Origin of the sequence: Sulfitobacter sp. SBS6 (assembly GCF_048285585.1) — a bacterium.
GTDB classification, from domain to species: Bacteria; Pseudomonadota; Alphaproteobacteria; order Rhodobacterales; family Rhodobacteraceae; genus Sulfitobacter; species Sulfitobacter pontiacus.
Genome location: NZ_JBLWBA010000008.1, coordinates 122,306 through 137,720 on the forward strand (window position 1 = coordinate 122,306; position 15,415 = coordinate 137,720).

Annotated in this window: 18 protein-coding genes; 2 read left to right on the forward strand and 16 right to left on the reverse strand. The window is 61.8% G+C overall.

The features are described from left to right. Positions 1-48: 48 nt before the first annotated feature. From ACNQ62_RS14290 to ACNQ62_RS14355, 14 genes are all read right to left on the reverse strand, one after another. Positions 49-1,617 (reverse strand): gamma-glutamyltransferase, encoded by a 1,569-nt coding sequence (locus ACNQ62_RS14290; protein WP_418095124.1) that lies wholly within the window; start codon positions 1,615-1,617, stop codon positions 49-51. Positions 1,618-1,702: 85 nt separating this feature from the next. Beyond that, positions 1,703-2,323 carry a CHAP domain-containing protein gene (locus tag ACNQ62_RS14295; protein ID WP_317937563.1) on the reverse strand — a complete coding sequence of 207 codons (621 nt, stop codon included), beginning with the start codon at positions 2,321-2,323 and terminating at the stop codon, positions 1,703-1,705. A gap of 132 nt (positions 2,324-2,455) precedes the next feature. Further along, complete coding sequence (gene ureG, locus ACNQ62_RS14300) at positions 2,456-3,085, reverse strand: urease accessory protein UreG (protein WP_005851157.1); 630 nt, start codon at positions 3,083-3,085, stop codon at positions 2,456-2,458. Further along, on the reverse strand, positions 3,082-3,717 hold the full coding sequence (locus ACNQ62_RS14305; RefSeq protein WP_418095125.1) for an urease accessory protein UreF: 636 nt from the start codon (positions 3,715-3,717) through the stop codon (positions 3,082-3,084). The genes ureG and ACNQ62_RS14305 overlap by 4 nt, the downstream gene beginning before the upstream one ends. A 12-nt stretch (positions 3,718-3,729) precedes the next feature. Beyond that, positions 3,730-4,182, reverse strand: coding sequence for an urease accessory protein UreE (locus ACNQ62_RS14310; protein ID WP_005851160.1), 453 nt, complete (start codon positions 4,180-4,182; stop codon positions 3,730-3,732). Positions 4,183-4,191: 9 nt separating this feature from the next. Next, positions 4,192-5,901 carry an urease subunit alpha gene (ureC, locus tag ACNQ62_RS14315; protein ID WP_418095126.1) on the reverse strand — a complete coding sequence of 570 codons (1,710 nt, stop codon included), beginning with the start codon at positions 5,899-5,901 and terminating at the stop codon, positions 4,192-4,194. A gap of 24 nt (positions 5,902-5,925) precedes the next feature. Then, complete coding sequence (locus ACNQ62_RS14320; RefSeq protein WP_009825907.1) at positions 5,926-6,231, reverse strand: urease subunit beta; 306 nt, start codon at positions 6,229-6,231, stop codon at positions 5,926-5,928. Continuing rightward, a complete protein-coding gene (locus tag ACNQ62_RS14325) occupies positions 6,228-6,413 on the reverse strand; it encodes a hypothetical protein (RefSeq protein ID WP_005851166.1) in 186 nt (61 codons plus the stop codon). Before ACNQ62_RS14325 ends, ACNQ62_RS14320 begins: the two co-directional genes overlap by 4 nt. Before the next feature lie 27 nt (positions 6,414-6,440). Further along, complete coding sequence (locus ACNQ62_RS14330) at positions 6,441-6,743, reverse strand: urease subunit gamma (RefSeq protein ID WP_005851167.1); 303 nt, start codon at positions 6,741-6,743, stop codon at positions 6,441-6,443. A gap of 1 nt (position 6,744) precedes the next feature. Further along, the gene (locus ACNQ62_RS14335; protein ID WP_418095127.1) at positions 6,745-7,617 is read right to left on the reverse strand and encodes an urease accessory protein UreD; all 873 of its coding nucleotides are present in this window, start codon (positions 7,615-7,617) and stop codon (positions 6,745-6,747) included. Between the two features lie 153 nt (positions 7,618-7,770). Next, positions 7,771-9,084 (reverse strand): TRAP transporter large permease, encoded by a 1,314-nt coding sequence (locus tag ACNQ62_RS14340; RefSeq protein ID WP_418095128.1) that lies wholly within the window; start codon positions 9,082-9,084, stop codon positions 7,771-7,773. Then, the gene (locus ACNQ62_RS14345; RefSeq protein ID WP_037943073.1) at positions 9,081-9,647 is read right to left on the reverse strand and encodes a TRAP transporter small permease subunit; all 567 of its coding nucleotides are present in this window, start codon (positions 9,645-9,647) and stop codon (positions 9,081-9,083) included. Before ACNQ62_RS14345 ends, ACNQ62_RS14340 begins: the two co-directional genes overlap by 4 nt. Positions 9,648-9,760: 113 nt before the next feature. Further along, positions 9,761-10,798, reverse strand: coding sequence for a TRAP transporter substrate-binding protein (locus tag ACNQ62_RS14350; RefSeq protein WP_005851174.1), 1,038 nt, complete (start codon positions 10,796-10,798; stop codon positions 9,761-9,763). Between the two features lie 195 nt (positions 10,799-10,993). Further along, complete coding sequence (locus tag ACNQ62_RS14355; protein ID WP_168592673.1) at positions 10,994-11,848, reverse strand: helix-turn-helix domain-containing protein; 855 nt, start codon at positions 11,846-11,848, stop codon at positions 10,994-10,996. Positions 11,849-11,941: 93 nt separating this feature from the next. On the opposite strand from ACNQ62_RS14355, the gene pobA reads away from it, so the two are divergent. Continuing rightward, a complete protein-coding gene (pobA, locus tag ACNQ62_RS14360) occupies positions 11,942-13,111 on the forward strand; it encodes a 4-hydroxybenzoate 3-monooxygenase (protein ID WP_418095129.1) in 1,170 nt (389 codons plus the stop codon). Positions 13,112-13,212: 101 nt separating this feature from the next. On the opposite strand, the gene ACNQ62_RS14365 is transcribed toward pobA, so the two are convergent. Together ACNQ62_RS14365 and ACNQ62_RS14370 are read right to left on the reverse strand one after the other, a co-directional pair. Next, on the reverse strand, positions 13,213-14,193 hold the full coding sequence (locus ACNQ62_RS14365; RefSeq protein WP_184583302.1) for a zinc-binding dehydrogenase: 981 nt from the start codon (positions 14,191-14,193) through the stop codon (positions 13,213-13,215). 21 nt (positions 14,194-14,214) lie between these two features. Continuing rightward, positions 14,215-14,808, reverse strand: coding sequence for a TetR/AcrR family transcriptional regulator (locus ACNQ62_RS14370; RefSeq protein WP_418095130.1), 594 nt, complete (start codon positions 14,806-14,808; stop codon positions 14,215-14,217). Positions 14,809-14,929: 121 nt separating this feature from the next. Between ACNQ62_RS14370 and ACNQ62_RS14375 the strand changes: the two genes are divergently transcribed. Beyond that, complete coding sequence (locus ACNQ62_RS14375; protein WP_386172636.1) at positions 14,930-15,184, forward strand: hypothetical protein; 255 nt, start codon at positions 14,930-14,932, stop codon at positions 15,182-15,184. Positions 15,185-15,415 lie beyond the last annotated feature (231 nt).

Genomic DNA, 15,415 nt, shown 5'->3' on the forward strand with positions numbered 1-15,415 from the left:
CTTTGTCAGATGCGCAGGGCAAGGCAGCTATGCTTGCCCGTCGCTCTTTCAGGCGCTGACGGCATCCCCCCAAGCGGACATCACCTCTGTCACGCCGGTATTTTCGTCGCCCGCGCGCCCGACAGCAGAGGGGCAGGCGAAGTGATAGGGGAAGATCGTGCGCGGCGCGGTCACCACATTGTCCAGCGTGTCTTGCAGCGTCGCGATCACCTGCGGCGGCAGCGCCTGATCCACGATGGTCACATCGGCAAGGCTCATATCCGTGCGCGGCGCATGAAAGGCGGCTTCCAGATCCATCCCGTAGTCCAGCAGCAGTGAGGTCAGTTCGACCACAGCGGGCATGATCTTGCGCCCGCCAGACGCCCCAAGCGCGAATTGCGCACCGTCGGCACGCTCCAGCAGGGTGGGGCACATATTCGCAAGGCAGCGTTTATCCGGCCCAAGCGAGTTCGGCTTGCCCTGTTCAGGGTCGAACCACATGATGCCGTTGTTCATCAGGATGCCCGACTGCGGCAGCATCATCCGCGAGCCAAAGATCGACAGCAGCGTTTGGGTGACGGCGACCATATTGCCCGCCGCATCGACCACGCTGAAATGTGTGGTGCAGGACGGATCGGGTTCATGTTCGATATCGCCCATCGTGTCATAGCGTTCTTGGTTGGCCTGCCGGATGGCACGGTCATAAGCGATGAAGGCTTCGGCGTCGGGGGCGTCTGTGCCGGGCTGCCACGCGGTCATCAGATCAAGGGCGCGGCGCATGGTCGGGCCAGCGGTCAGGGTCGGTGTGGCGATGACCTCGTGCCCGCGGTAGGCATAGTGCATCGCGTCGACCAATGTCGCCTGATACTGGGCCAGATCCGCGGCCGTGTGGTGCCCGCCCGCGGCTTGCAGATCGGCGACGATGGACTGCGCCAAAGGCCCCTCGTAAAACGCGCGCGGTCCGTCCTTGGCCACGGTGCGTAGCGACGCGGCAAGACGGCTAAGGTCGCATTTCGTCTCGCCCAAGGCGGTCCAGCCAGAGGATTTGGGAAAGTCGTCTTCGTCCAGAAACGTCTCGGCCGAGGCGGGGAAGGGGGCGAGGTCTTTGGCCGAACCACCAAGGATCAGCTGCGTGTACCAGTCCACAGGCAGACCATCATCGGCAAGCTTGATCGCAGGGGCCAGCAGATCGGCCCAAGGTTTCGTGGCAAAGCTTTCATGCGCCAGACCCATGCCAGCGACCTGACCGGGAATGGCAATCGCCTTGGCCCCGAAGACATTGCGGTCTTCCAGCACCGAAGGCCAGGGAAACAGATCGCCCGCCTTGCCGCCCACGATGGGGTAGTCCGCGACATCCAGCCCCTTGGGGGATTTCATCCCGAATTCGATGACCTTGGCCGTCTTTTCGCCCGCCATGCGCACGACCATAAAGCCGCCGCCGCCCATACCGCTCATCCAGGGTTCAGCCGCGCCAAGCGCAAAGGAGGTGGCAATTGCCGCATCCACCGCATTGCCGCCCTGCGCCATGACATCCGCCCCGACCTGCGCGGCAACACGGCTTTGCGAGGCGACGATCCCCTTGCGGCTGCGGGTCGCGGGTTTGGTGATCTGCCAAGAGGCATTCTGCTGCTGGGTCATTGGGGGCATCCTGATGTTTAGATGTGCCTACCCAACGCCAGTGTCAGCAGATTTGCAACCTTGAGGGGCGCTGCGGCCCCATTGGTCAGTTGCTTTGTGTCGGTGCCGCTGAAAATGCGAACACGGGGGGCTGCGTCATCTCGTTCGACGGCGCGGATTTCGCGTCGGGATAGATGAACCCGTTGATCGGATAGACACTGCCGTAGGACCCGGCCTGGCTTTCAAGGCGCACATCGGACCAGTCGTTCAGCGGAGATACGTCTTGCACGCTCATCCCAAGCGAGATCTTGTTGCGCTTCCAATTGGCGTGGTCGACCTTGATCTCGCGCGGGGAAACGACTTCGGAGACGACGGCAACATGGCCCATTGGGTTCCGGCTGGTGCCTTTGAACGCCATGACCGACCCCACGACGGGTTCTTTGCCGCGCTCGTACAGGCCGTTGGCTTGCGCCCACCACGTATTGGCATTGCCGCGGATTTGAACGCCGCTGGCATTGCGTGCGAAGGGCACGCACCAGACGCGCTGACCTTTGGATTGCAAAACGCGCACCTCGCGGATTGCCATGGCGTGCAGGTCGGGGTTGATACCCGCCTGACCAATGGTCTGAATTTCAGACGGGCCGCGGGCGCAGGCTGCTGTCATCAGCAGGGCCACACACAAAAAAGGAACTCCGACTTTCGATGACCACTGGCGTTTCACGCTCATTTATCTGTCCTGCTGCCCGTTTCACTCACCTTACTGTCCCAGTAAAGTCCGGCAGACATTCCGCGATTCTCGGCCAAAAACAAAGCGTCAGGATTTTTGTGGGCAAAATTCCGCCGTTATTATTGCAAATTGTTAATTTTCGGGAACCGGGCGGAGGCCGCCGATTTTGACAATCAGGTCCAGCAGCTCTGCCACACCCTTATCGTGTTTCATCTCGGCAAAGAGATAGGGCAGATCGCCGCGCATCCGTTTGGCGTCACGGTCCATCACCTCTAGCGACGCGCCCACATGCGGGGCGAGGTCGGTTTTGTTGATGATCAGTATATCCGACTTGGTGATCGCCGGCCCGCCCTTGCGCGGGATCTCTTCGCCCGCAGCCACGTCGATGACATAAAGCGTCACATCCGCCAGTTCGGGGCTGAAGGTCGCCGACAGGTTATCGCCACCGGATTCGATGAGCACGCAGTCCAGATCGGGATGACGGTCGCGCATCCGGGCGACGGCGGCAAGATTGATCGAGGCATCCTCGCGGATGGCGGTATGGGGGCAGCCGCCGGTTTCGACCCCGATGATCCGGTCCTGCGGCAAGACCTGAAGCCGCATGAGCGCTTCGGCGTCCTCTTGGGTGTAGATATCATTGGTGATCACGCCGATCGACCAGCGGTCGCGCATGGCACGGCACAGGGCGGCGGTCGTTGTCGTCTTGCCCGCGCCAACGGGGCCACCAATGCCAATACGAAGCGGTCCATGGGGGGAGGTCATGTCTGGAACATCCTTGAGTAAAGCGTTTCATGTCGCATCGACGCGATATCGGCCAGAAAACAGGCGCTGCCGATGTCGTCGATGGTTTGGGTCAGGGCAAGCGTCACCGTGTGGTGGCACAGGGGGGCAAGGGCGGTGATCACCCGCTGCCCGTCCGTTTGCCCCAAGGGCACCGCGCGGATCGCGGCAGACACCAGTGCGCTGACAAAGGCGTGCAGGAACAGCTGAGCGCCTTGCTCTACGGGCAGCCCCTGCGCCGCGCAGGCCGCGCCAAAGGCGACGGGCAGCGTCAGGTCGGGGAGGCTATGCCCCCAGACATCATTGACCACCCGCACAAAAGCCGCGCCCTGTTGGGTCATCTCGGTCAGCCGCTCTGACGAGGGGGCCAGCGCGCGCGCCAGCGCATCCACCTCGTCCACCCCCTTACCCGCAAAGCCAGCGTTCAGCAGGATCGCATCGGTCCGGCCCGTACCGTGGGTGATGATATCCGACAGCCACGCCTGAAGGCTGGCCGCATCGTGAATGGTGCCGTCCTGCACGGCCATTTCCAGCCCGTGGCTATAGCTGAACGCGCCGATGGGAAAGCTGGGCGACAGCCATTGCGCGAGCGTGATCAGGGCTTGGGTTTGCATCGTCCAGCGGGCCTAATGTGCGTGGCTATGGGTGCGCCCGTGGCCATAGGCACCGCCTTCGGGGATGAACGGTTCGGACACATCCCGCAACGTCGCGCCGAGCTTTGTCAGCATGTCGCGGATCACGTGGTCGTTCTGGATCAGCAGGCGGGCGGGTTCAAGCTGGCAGGGGCAGTGCCGGTTGCCGATATGCCATGCCAGCCGCACCAGATCGTCGCCGGTGATTTCCAGCAAGGCTTCCTTCGCCGCGATGACCTCGATGATCTGCCCGCCTTCAAGCTCGAACGCATCGCCGTGGTTCAGCGATTCCGTATGGGCGAGGTCCACGAGGAACCCGCGGTTATGGCTGGTCAGCAGGCGTTTGCGGCGCAGGAAGCGGTCGTCATAGGTCAGCACGCAGCTGTCGTCCGCATGGTCCCACTGGCCGTGGCGCTTGATCGTATGGGCGGGGGGAAGGTCGGTCATCTAGGGGCCTCAGAACATGAAATAGCGTTGCGCCATGGGCACGGTTTCGGCAGGCGCGCAGCTCAGCAGCTCGCCGTCCGCGCGGACTTCGTAGGTTTCGGGGTTCACCTCTACCTTGGGGGTGGCCGCGTTGTGGATCAGGTCGGATTTGCCGATGTTGCGGGTGTTTTGCACGGCGATGGTCTGTTTACGCAGGCCAAGGCTGTTGCGCAGCCCGTTCGATTGCGCGGCTTCCGAAATAAAGGTCACCGCGCAATGTTGAAGCGCACTGCCATAGGCCCCGAACATCGGGCGGGTATAGACCGGCTGCGGTGTGGGGATCGACGCATTCGGATCGCCCATCTGCGCCACGACGATCATGCCGGACATCAATACCATTTCGGGCTTCACGCCAAAAAAGGCGGGGTTCCATAGCACCAGATCGGCTTTTTTGCCCACTTCGATCGAGCCGACCTCGCGGCTGACACCATGAGCAATGGCGGGGTTGATCGTATACTTCGCTATATAGCGTTTGACGCGGAAGTTGTCGTTGTCGCCGGTTTCTTCCGGCAAGCGCCCGCGCTGCTTGCGCATCTTGTCAGCGGTTTGCCATGTGCGGATCAGCACCTCGCCCACACGTCCCATGGCCTGACTGTCAGAGGCGATGATAGAGAAAGCACCGATGTCATGCAGGATATCCTCGGCGGCAATCGTCTCGCGTCTGATCCGGCTTTCGGCAAAGGCAACGTCTTCGGGGATGGATTTATCAAGGTGGTGACAGACCATGAGCATGTCCAGATGCTCTTCGAGCGTGTTCACCGTGAAGGGGCGTGTCGGGTTGGTCGAGGACGGCAGCACGTGTTCTTCGCCGCAAATCTTGATGATGTCGGGGGCGTGGCCACCGCCTGCGCCCTCGGTGTGGAAGGCGTGGATGGTCCGGCCTTTCATCGCGCCAAGTGTATGTTCGACAAAGCCGGATTCGTTCAGCGTGTCGGTGTGGATCATCACCTGCACGTCCATATCGTCGGCGACCGACAGGCAGCAATCGATAGCGGCAGGGGTGGTGCCCCAATCCTCGTGCAGTTTCAGCGCGCAGGCCCCGCCGTTCACCATTTCAACCAGCGCGCCGGGTTGGCTGGCATTGCCCTTGCCCGAGAGGCCGATGTTCATCACCACACCGTCCATCGCCTGCAACATGCGCCCGATATGCCACGGGCCGGGGGTGCAGGTGGTGGCGAGCGTGCCATGCGCAGGGCCGGTGCCGCCGCCAAAGCAGGTGGTCACGCCGGAATGCAGCGCGTCTTCCATTTGCTGGGGCGCGATAAAGTGGATGTGGCTGTCGAAACCGCCGGCGGTGAGGATGCGTCCCTCGCCTGCGATGACCTCGGTCCCCGGTCCGATGATGATGTCGACGTTGGGTTGGGTGTCGGGGTTGCCCGCCTTGCCAATCGCCGCGATGCGCCCGTCTTTCAGCGCCACATCCGCCTTGTAGATGCCCGAATGATCCACGATCAGAGCGTTGGTAATCACAGTATCCACCGCACCGTTTGCCCGCGTGACCTGCGACTGGCCCATCCCGTCGCGGATCACCTTGCCGCCGCCGAACTTCACCTCTTCGCCATAGGTGGTCAGATCGCGTTCCACCTCGATGATCAGATCGGTGTCGGCCAGTCGCAGCCGGTCCCCCGTGGTGGGGCCATACATCGCTGCATATTCAGAGCGGGGGAGTGTGGTGGTCATTGGTCTCTCTTTCCTCGAAGCGCCTTAGAGCGCGCCCATCACTTCAGCGTTGAACCCGTACACTTTGCGGTCGCCCGCGAGCGGGATCAGTTGCACCTCGCGACGTTGACCGGGTTCAAAGCGCACGGCGGTGCCGGCGGCGATGTCCAGCCGGTGACCACGCGCGGCGGCGCGGTCAAAGTCGAGCGCGGGGTTGGTTTCGGCAAAGTGGTAGTGGCTGCCGACCTGCACGGGCCGGTCACCGGTATTGGCAACCATCAGGGTGATGGCTGTGCGATCGGCGTTCAGGGTGATGTCCCCCGCGGCGCACAGCACCTCTCCGGGGATCATTTGCGCGCCTTGCGGGGGGCCTTGACCCGCCCGCGCAGGGCGATGGCCGCGGCGGTTGCGATGACGGCGAGCCCCATGAAGACAGGCATCCATTCGGCCCCGTGGGGGGCGATATGCACACCGGGGTGGGCAAGGGCAGGGCCGGCCATCAGGGCGGCGGGCAGGATCATCAGATGTTTCATAGCAGGGGCCTTTCTTGCGAATGGGGTCTAGCGGATAGGGTTGTGCACGGTGACCAGTTTGGTCCCGTCGGGGAAGGTGGCTTCGACCTGCACGTCGTGGATCATCTCGGCGATGCCTTCCATACAGTCGTCGCGGGTGATGACCTGGGCACCGGCCTGCATCATCTCGGCCACGCTGCGGCCATCGCGCGCGCCTTCGACGACGGTGTCGGTGATCAGGGCAATCGCCTCGGGGTGGTTCAGCTTGACGCCACGGGCCAGACGCTTGCGCGCGACTTCGGCCGCCATGGCGATCAGAAGTTTGTCTTTTTCACGGGGGGTCAGCTGCATGTCAAAGCATCCATGTTTTAGGAGGGGCCGCGCCGTGCAGGCGGGCGATGATCGGCACCAGAGACTGGCGCAGGATGTAACTGTCGGGCGCGAGGAGCCGCGCATAAAGCACGCCGTCGCGGATCAGGCTGGCACCGGCGCTGGCAGGCAGCAGCGGGCGCAGGGGGGCAAGCAGCGCTTCGGCATCGGGGGCGGCGTAGATCACACTGGCCATGGCGCAGTTGCCGCCCGCCGTGGCGGTGCCTGCAAGCTGTGCATGGATATCGCCGGACAGACGAACGGCATCGGCAAAGATAGGCTGCCCGTCGCGGCGGATCGTGACGTTATCGGCAAAGCGCGCGTCGCGCAGCGTTTCGCCCATGGAGACGCGGCCAAAGACCAGCGGCTCTACGCCGAAGAAACAGGCATCGCCCGTCAGGTCCACCTCCAGATTGCGGCGCAGGGCGGAACCGTTGAACAGGATCGTTTCTTGCGGAAGCCAATCGACCCGTGCCCCCGCTTCGGCCTCCAGCCGCGTGGTCATCTGCGCCATGGGGCCGGGTTGCGCCAGATAGACGCGCTCGGCCGCTTGGCTGGTCAGGGTCAGCCGGCTGCCCGCACCCGCCGTGGCGGTGATCGACAGTTCATCGCCGCCCGTCATCCCGCCCGAAGTATTGAGGAAAACCCCCGTCAGCCCGCCCGCCGCCGCGCGCGGAAACAGCGCTTTGAAGCAGCCTTGCTGGTAGAGATCGCCAATCACGGACGCGCTGCCATAGGTCTTGCTGCTGATGCGCAACGCCCCGCGGGCGCGGGGTTGCATCGGCACGGCAAGAGCCTGATCGGTATGGGCGGCGATGTTGATGGGGGGCCTCGTCCAGCTGAAAATAACTCCCATCTGGATAGCGTGATTCCCGTCGGGTGCGATCCGAAACGGGCATTTTTGGCGCAATTTCAGGCTGTATTTCGACGGCTGCCTATTATTTGAGCATATCCCGTCAGGGGCTTTGACCCGCAGCCGTGCCGCAGGTCAAAGCAGGTGTTTCCAGGTCTACCCGTAGAAATACTTGGGCAGATAGGTCGCGATCTCGGGGATCAGAATGATCAGCAGAACCCCGATCAGCGTCACGATCACGTAAGGCGTCACAGAGGAATAGATATCGCCCATTGTGACATCCGGCGGGGCCACCCCTTTGAGGTAAAAGAGGTTAAAGCCGAAGGGCGGGGTCATATACCCGACCTCCATCATGATGATGAAGAGGATGCCGAACCAGATCGGATCAAAGCCATAACTCTGCACAACAGGCAGGAACACAGGCAGGGTAATCAGCATGATCCCCACCGGATCCAGCACCATGCCAAGGATGAAAAGCACCGCCAGCATAAACACCAGCGACCCCCAACGCCCACCGGGCACAAGGTTCATCATGTCCTGGATCAGGCTTTGGGCCCCAAGCGCGGTATAGGCCGTGCTGAAGGCGTGGGCCGCGAAAAGGATCCACATGATCAGCGCGGTCAGTTTCAGCGTCGCGACAGAGGCGTCGCGGATCACGGCCCATGACAGTTGCCGGTTGACGCCCGTAGCGACCATTGCGCCAAAGACGCCGATGGCGGCGGCTTCGGTCGGCGTCGCGTAGCCGCCGAAGATGGCCCCCAGCACGATCACCACGATCAGGATCGGCAGGATCACCGCCTTGAGAGACCGCAGCTTCTGCCCCCAGTTCGCGCGTTCCTCTTTCGGGAGGGCGGGGCCCAGTTCCGGCTGCATCCAGCAGCGCCCGCCGATATACACGGAGACGAGGAAGAACAGCAGCAGCCCTGGCCCGATACCGGCGGCGAACAGACGCCCGACCGACACTTCGGTCAGCAGCGAATATAGCACCATCAGGATCGACGGCGGGATCAGGATGCCCCAGCCCCCGCCCGCGTTGATCGCCCCAAGCGCGAGCTTCTTGTCATAGCCGCGTTCCAGCATCTTGGGCAGCGCGATGGTCCCCATTGTCACAACCGCCGCACCCGAGATGCCCGACATGGCGGCAAAGATCACGCAGATCAGTACCGTGCCGATGGCCAGACCGCCGCGCAGCCCGCCCCACCATTCGTGCATCATATCGTAAAGGTCATTCGCGACCCCCGATTTTTCAAGCAGGATCGCCATGAAGACAAACAGCGGGATTGCCATCAGCGTGGGGGATTGCATCGTTTCCCACATTTTGGAGGCGAGCAGATAGAACCCCAGATCGCCCATTTCCGCATAGAGGAAGATGACCGATATCCCCCCAAGGGCAAAGGCCAGCGGCGTGCCGAGCATCACAAACAACAGCAGCGCGCCAAAGAACAGCATGGTCAGGATTTCAACGCTCATGACTGGCCTCCTGCGGCTTGGGCGGCTTGAGTGTCGCCGGTGGCCGGTTGTCCAAAGATCGCGGGATCATTGGGCAGCCCCATCAGGGTGCGCACATCGGCCCAAAGGCGTACGAAGCCCTGCAACAGCAGCAGCAAGGCGGCGACGGGGATCAGCGATTTTGTCGGCCACAGCGGGGCCTTCCAGACAGAGTTTGACCGCTCCATATCCGCGATGGCCTCGGACGCGATGTCATAGCCTTGCCACAGCAGCACGCCGACAAATATCAGGAACAGCGGCCATGTCACGATGTCCACCAAGGCTTTGCGCTTGGGGGAAAACTGGCCGTAGATGATATCGACGTTCACGTGGCCTCGTTCGGTCAACAGATAGCCGCCCCCGATGATCGCATAGACACCAAAGATCAGCGTCGCCAGCTCGGCAGTCCAGATCGCGGGCTGCCCGATCAGATAGCGCATGACCACATCGGCCAGCAGCAGGGCAAAGATGATCAGCACGCAAAAGCTGATCCAATAGCCGATCATGCGGTTCAATTGCGTGATGAAGCGCGCAAGTTTAAACAAAACGTTTCTCCCTCAAGACATAAAAGAAGCCGCCCGAAATGCAGGGACATGTCAGGCGGCTACATTGATTTTCACTGTGGCATCACCGAGAGGCTGACCCCCGGATCAGGCCCCTAGAGGTAGCCGAGGTCGGTCATCAAGGTTTTGTAGATATCCGCCGCCTTGGCCGCGCGTTCGCCTTTCTGCGCCTCTGTGTCGAGGATCTTGGCCGAGGCATCGGCAAGGATCGCCAGAACGTCGTCGGGCAGTTCGGACACCTCGATATCGTTCTCGGCGATGCCCGAAGAAATCGCGATGGCTTCGGCGTGCTGGTATTCGGCCGACCGCTGGAAGAAGCGCGTCTCCATCGTGTCGAGCAGGGCAGTGCGCAGATCGTCCTCCAGCCCGTCGACGGCCTCCATATTCAGGATAAAGGCGTCGGTGGTCTGACCAAGCGCGGGTTTGTAGTGGTATTTGCAGACCTCCCAGAGGGACATGGATTTCGCCCCGACGGCAGCGCCCCAATGCGCGCCATCCACAACGCCCGAGCTGAGCGATTGATAGAGCTCGGACCCGGGGATGTATTGCGGCGCGGCACCGGCGGATTGCAGATAATCCAGCATCGTACCCGACGACCGCAGCTTGAGCCCTTTGAAGTCTTCGGCGGATTCGATCTTTTTCGACACGACGATTTCGACGGGCAGGACCTTTTCCGTCTTCATCATCACGCCATCGGCGTTCAGGTCTTCGTTCACCAGCGCCTCAAGGCCAAGGTTCTTGACCGCGTGTTCCATTTCCCAGGCTTGGCGGAAGGTGCCGGGGATGCCGAACAGGAAGGACGCGGCCTGCGCCTGATCTTGCACATAGGACGGGCTGACCGTCCCCATCGGCACCACGCCCTTGCGCACGATATTGTAGATGTCGGGGCCTTTGGCGAATTCGCCAGCACCTAGCAGATCCATTTTGAACGCGCCTTCGGTGCGCGTCTCAAGCACTTCGGCCAGTTTGCCAAGGCTGTCGGTGAAAGAGCTGGACGCTTTGGGCCAATGCGCTTGCACGCGCCAGTTGACCTTGCCCTGCGCGATCCCTTTGCCGACCAGCGCCGGTGTCGCCAGCGCGCCAAGAGCAGCGCCGCGCAGCATGGTGCGACGGTTCATATTGCCTTTTGTCATTCTATTTCCTCCCAGAAACTTCGGTTTCTCTTATCTGCGCGGCACGGGTTGCGCAGGCTCCCTAACGTCACCTTCACGTATCATTTGGGGTAGGTCAAACGGCTGTTAGCGATAACGGTTAATTATTCTGACATTTGTCAGTTTTGTGAGCGCTGATTTGCCGAGACTTCAACCTGTGGTCCTTTGGCCGCGATCTCAGGTTACGAATTGCTGGCGGTATTGCGATGGGGTCACCCCCTGCACGGTGCGGAAACGGCGCGAGAAATAGGACGGATCGGCGAACCCCAGACGGTAGCCAACCTCGGCCACCGACAGGCGGGTGAAGGCCAGCATGCGGCAGGCTTCCTCGACATGGCGGGCTTCGATGTAGGCGGTGGCGGACAGCCCCTTTGCCGCGCGACACAGGCGCGACAGATGTCCGGTGCTGATCCCGAGGGTGCTGGCAAAGTCCTTGGCCGTCCAGCCGGCACTGTCGGGATCGCCGATAAGCTGGTCGAGCCGCGACAGACGATCATCCTGCGGTGCGTCGTTGCTGCGGTTTTGCGTGGCACCCCATGCCGCGATGCTGGCCAGAACCGCATGCCCCAGCCCCACGGCAATCTGCGCCCGAAACGGCGCCCCCGTCTGGGCCGCCACGGTTTCCAGCTGGGTCATCAGGGCGATCAGCGGGCCCGCGGCGCGACCAACCGTCGGCTTGGTCAGCGCCTGTGCGACCTCGGCATTGACGGGCCCGATGCTGTGCAGGATCGCAATGGGAAAGGATTGCACCATGCCTTGGGTATTGGGAGCAAAGTCGAAACTATGCACCATGCGGGGCGGGATAAAGACGACCGATCCCTGCGTCAGGGCAAATCGGTCGCCATCTATATTCGCCGTGCCACCCCCCGAAAGGATGTAGAGCACCTGCGCCAATTGCGCGTGCCGATGTGGCGCGATGTGCCACGCGTGATCCGGTGCGCGGTCCTTGATCCGTTCGCAATGGAGGACATCGGGAAAGCCTTTGGTTTCGCCAAAAAGCGCATAGCTGGGGATCGGGGAAAGCTCTGTCATGCACGTATTGTACCAGCAATTGCGCTAACGATCCATTCATCATGCACGTTCCGTACAATAGGTTAACCCGAAAATCGGGCAGGGAGCAGCTCTATGAAAACGGAAGTCGTCATTATTGGCGGCGGGCCATCGGGCTTGCTGCTGTCGCAATTGCTGAACGACGCAGGCGTCAGCACTGTCGTGCTTGAAAGGACCACCCGTGAACACGTGCTGTCCCGCATCCGCGCGGGCGTGCTTGAAGACGGCACAATGAACCTGCTGCGCCATGCCGGTGTCGGTGCGCGGATGGACCAGCAGGGCCTGCCGCACAAAGGCTGCTACCTGACCGACAACGATCTGATGGTGCATATCGATTTCCACAAGCTGATCGGCAAGAAGGTCATGGTCTATGGCCAGACAGAGGTCACCCGCGACCTGTACGACGCACAGGATCGGATGGGCACCACGATCATTCACGAGGTCGAGGATGTGGTGATCGACGGTGCGGACAGCAATGCGCCCACGGTATCCTTCACCAAAGACGGCCAGCGACGCGAGATCAGCTGCATCTACGTCGCGGGCTGTGATGGGTTCCACGGTGTCAGCCGCGCGACGATCCCCGCCGCCAAACGTCGGGAGTTTGAACGGGTCTACCCTTTTGGCTGGCTCGGGATTCTGTCGCGCACGAAACCGGTGAACGATGAATTGATCTATGCCAGTTCGACGCAGGGCTTCGCTCTGGCCTCCATGCGCAGCGCAAGCCTGAGCCGCTATTACATTCAGGTGTCGTCGACCGAAAAGGTCGAGGATTGGAGCGATGACCGCTTCTGGGAGGCGCTGAAGCAACGTTTGCCGCGACCTGTATCAGAGGCGCTCGTGACCGGCCCGTCGATCGAGAAATCCATCGCGCCGCTGCGCTCCTTCGTGAGCGAACCTTTGCGGTGGGGAAACCTGTTTCTGGTGGGGGATGCCGCGCATATCGTACCGCCCACCGGTGCCAAAGGGCTGAACCTCGCGGTGTCCGATGTCTTCTATCTGCATGACGCGCTGATTGCCGCGTTGAAGCGAGGGGATCACAGCGGGGTTGACGGTTATTCCGCCCATGCGCTGTCGCGGATCTGGAAGGCGATGCGGTTCAGCTGGCAGATGACAACAATGCTGCATCAGTTCGAGGGCGAAGACAGTTTCGCCCCGCAGATGCGGCGGGCGTCGCTGGCCCATCTGGCGCAAAGCGAAACAGCGCGGCGCGATCTGGCAGAGAACTATACGGGGCTGCCGTTCTAAAGATCGCGGCCACTCAAGCTAGAGTACCAAAATGAAAGCAGGGCGGCCCTTGATTCCGGATCAAGGGCCGCCCCGTTTGGTGCTGTGGTATTCGGCTGCGTTTAGCCGCGGATCATCACCTTGCCGGGGCGGCCCGGTGTCAGCGAGGCTTTCAGCGCACCCGAAAGATCATCCAGCCCGAACTGCCCACCGTCTTCCAGCACCAATTCTCCTTTGGCGACCAGCGTGACCAGTTCAGTGATCAGGCGCTTGCGCTCTTCGGGGTCCATATCGCCGCTCACGCGGGAGCCCCAGAAGCCTTTGACGGTGATGTGCTTCATGATCAGCGCGCCAGAATTCAGCGGCATCGGCGCACCGGTCGCGGTCCCGAACACGACAAGCTCTCCGTCCAGTCCCAGCAGATCGACCAGATCAGCCGAGATATCGCCACCCACGGAATCGATCGCGGATGCAGCCCCTTTTTCGCCAATGATCTCGCGTGCTTTATCCTGCCAGCCCGCTTCCGAGGTCGACAGCACGTTGTCGATGCCCAGATCCGTCAGCTCTTTCACAGCGTCTTCGCGCCGCACGAGGTTCAGCAGGTTGATGCCGCGGCTTTTGGCGAGCGTGGTCATGATCTTGCCGACGGCCCCGTTTGCAGCGGTCTGGACGATCCAGTCGCCTTTCTGCGCCTTGAGCGTTTCCAGCAGAGAGATGGCGCTGAAGGGCATCGCGATCAACTGTGCGCCAGCAACATCCGAGATCGCGTCGGGCAGGGGCAGAACACCCGTGGCGGGGGCGACGAAGTATTCAGCCCAGGTGCCATGCACGCCCGCGATCGACACACGCTGGCCGATCATCGCGTCGTCCACGCCTTCACCGACAGCCTCGACGGTGCCAAGCGCTTCGCTGCCGGCAATCGCGCCGGGAAGCTCGGGCTTGTAGCCGTAGTTGCCGCGGATGGTCCAAAGGTCGTGGTTGTGGATTGGCGACAGGGTCATCTTGACCAGAACCTCGCCCGCTCCTGCGGTGGGGGTGTCGACATCGGTCGCTTCGATGACGTCGATGGGTTCGCCAAAGCTGTTGTGCACGGCTGCTTTCATGATGGTCTCGCTTTCTTGTGGTTATCGTATGGTTAGAAAATCGGTGGTTTCTGACAAAGCCTGCTGCAACGGGAGCTGATCCTGCGACAGTTTCGACAGGATCGCGGCCCCCAGAAACTTGGCATAGAGCATCTGCGCTGCTGCCCGCGGATCATCGACCGGCGGGACGGAGCCTTCTTCGGCCCCGACAACCAGCAGCTGCGCAATGCGGCCGACCAACTGTGCCACGCCATCATCCAAGATGCGCCGCATGTCGTCGGACAGATCGGCAACCTCGGCGCCAAGCTTCACAACGAGGCACTGGTTGGCGATGCCTTCGGAATGGGCATGGGCCAGCCACGCCGACCAGAAGGACAGCAGCTTGTCACGAACAGAACCCGACCCGCTGCACAGCGCATCCATGCGCGCCAGATAATCGTCGACATAGTCGTGCAGCAAAGCCTGGCCAAAGGCATCCTTGGACGGAAAGTAATAATAGAACGACCCCTTGGGGACATCGCTTTCCCTCAGGATGCGCGCGAGCCCGACCGCGCCAAACCCGTGCTTGCTGATCAGCGCACGTCCGGCGGTCAGTATCTTTTGCCGCGTTTGATCTGATTTCTTTTGCTCTGTCATACGGGGGAGGTAAGAAGTAATAGACCGGTCGTCTAGTGGTACGGACGAATTAATTTTGTGCGCGGCTGGTCCTTGCCGTACAGCTTGGGGTGGAGCGGCGTTTCAAGGGGCAGGGTGCGCAATGGGAAAGGTGACGGACCGAGCGGTCATATGGGTGTTTTGCGTCTCAGGCGTGCTTTGTCTCGGGATCATCGCATTCCTTGCGGTGCAGCACTGGGTCGAAAGCATCCCCTACACCGACACATGGGCCTATTTCCGCAACTACCACCCGATCCGGCACAAGCTGCTCGTGGCGTTCGGATGGGTCTTCGCCGCCGTCAGCGTGACCGCGGGCGTTGTGTACGTAGGTAGGCTTGCGATGCGTCGAAAACGCTGACGCGCGTCAGTCAGCCCCACGTGGTGGGTGGCGTGTGTGCTGGAATGTAGGGGGAAGTTTGGTGGAGCCTAGCCGGATCGAACCGCTGACTCAGAGTGTCCGCTTCGCGGACGCGCGTCAGTCAGCCTCGCGTGGTGCGTGACGTGTATGCTGGAATGTAGGGGGAAGTTTGGTGGAGCCTAGCGGGATCGAACCGCTGACTCAGAGTGTCCGCCTCGCGGGCGCGCGTCA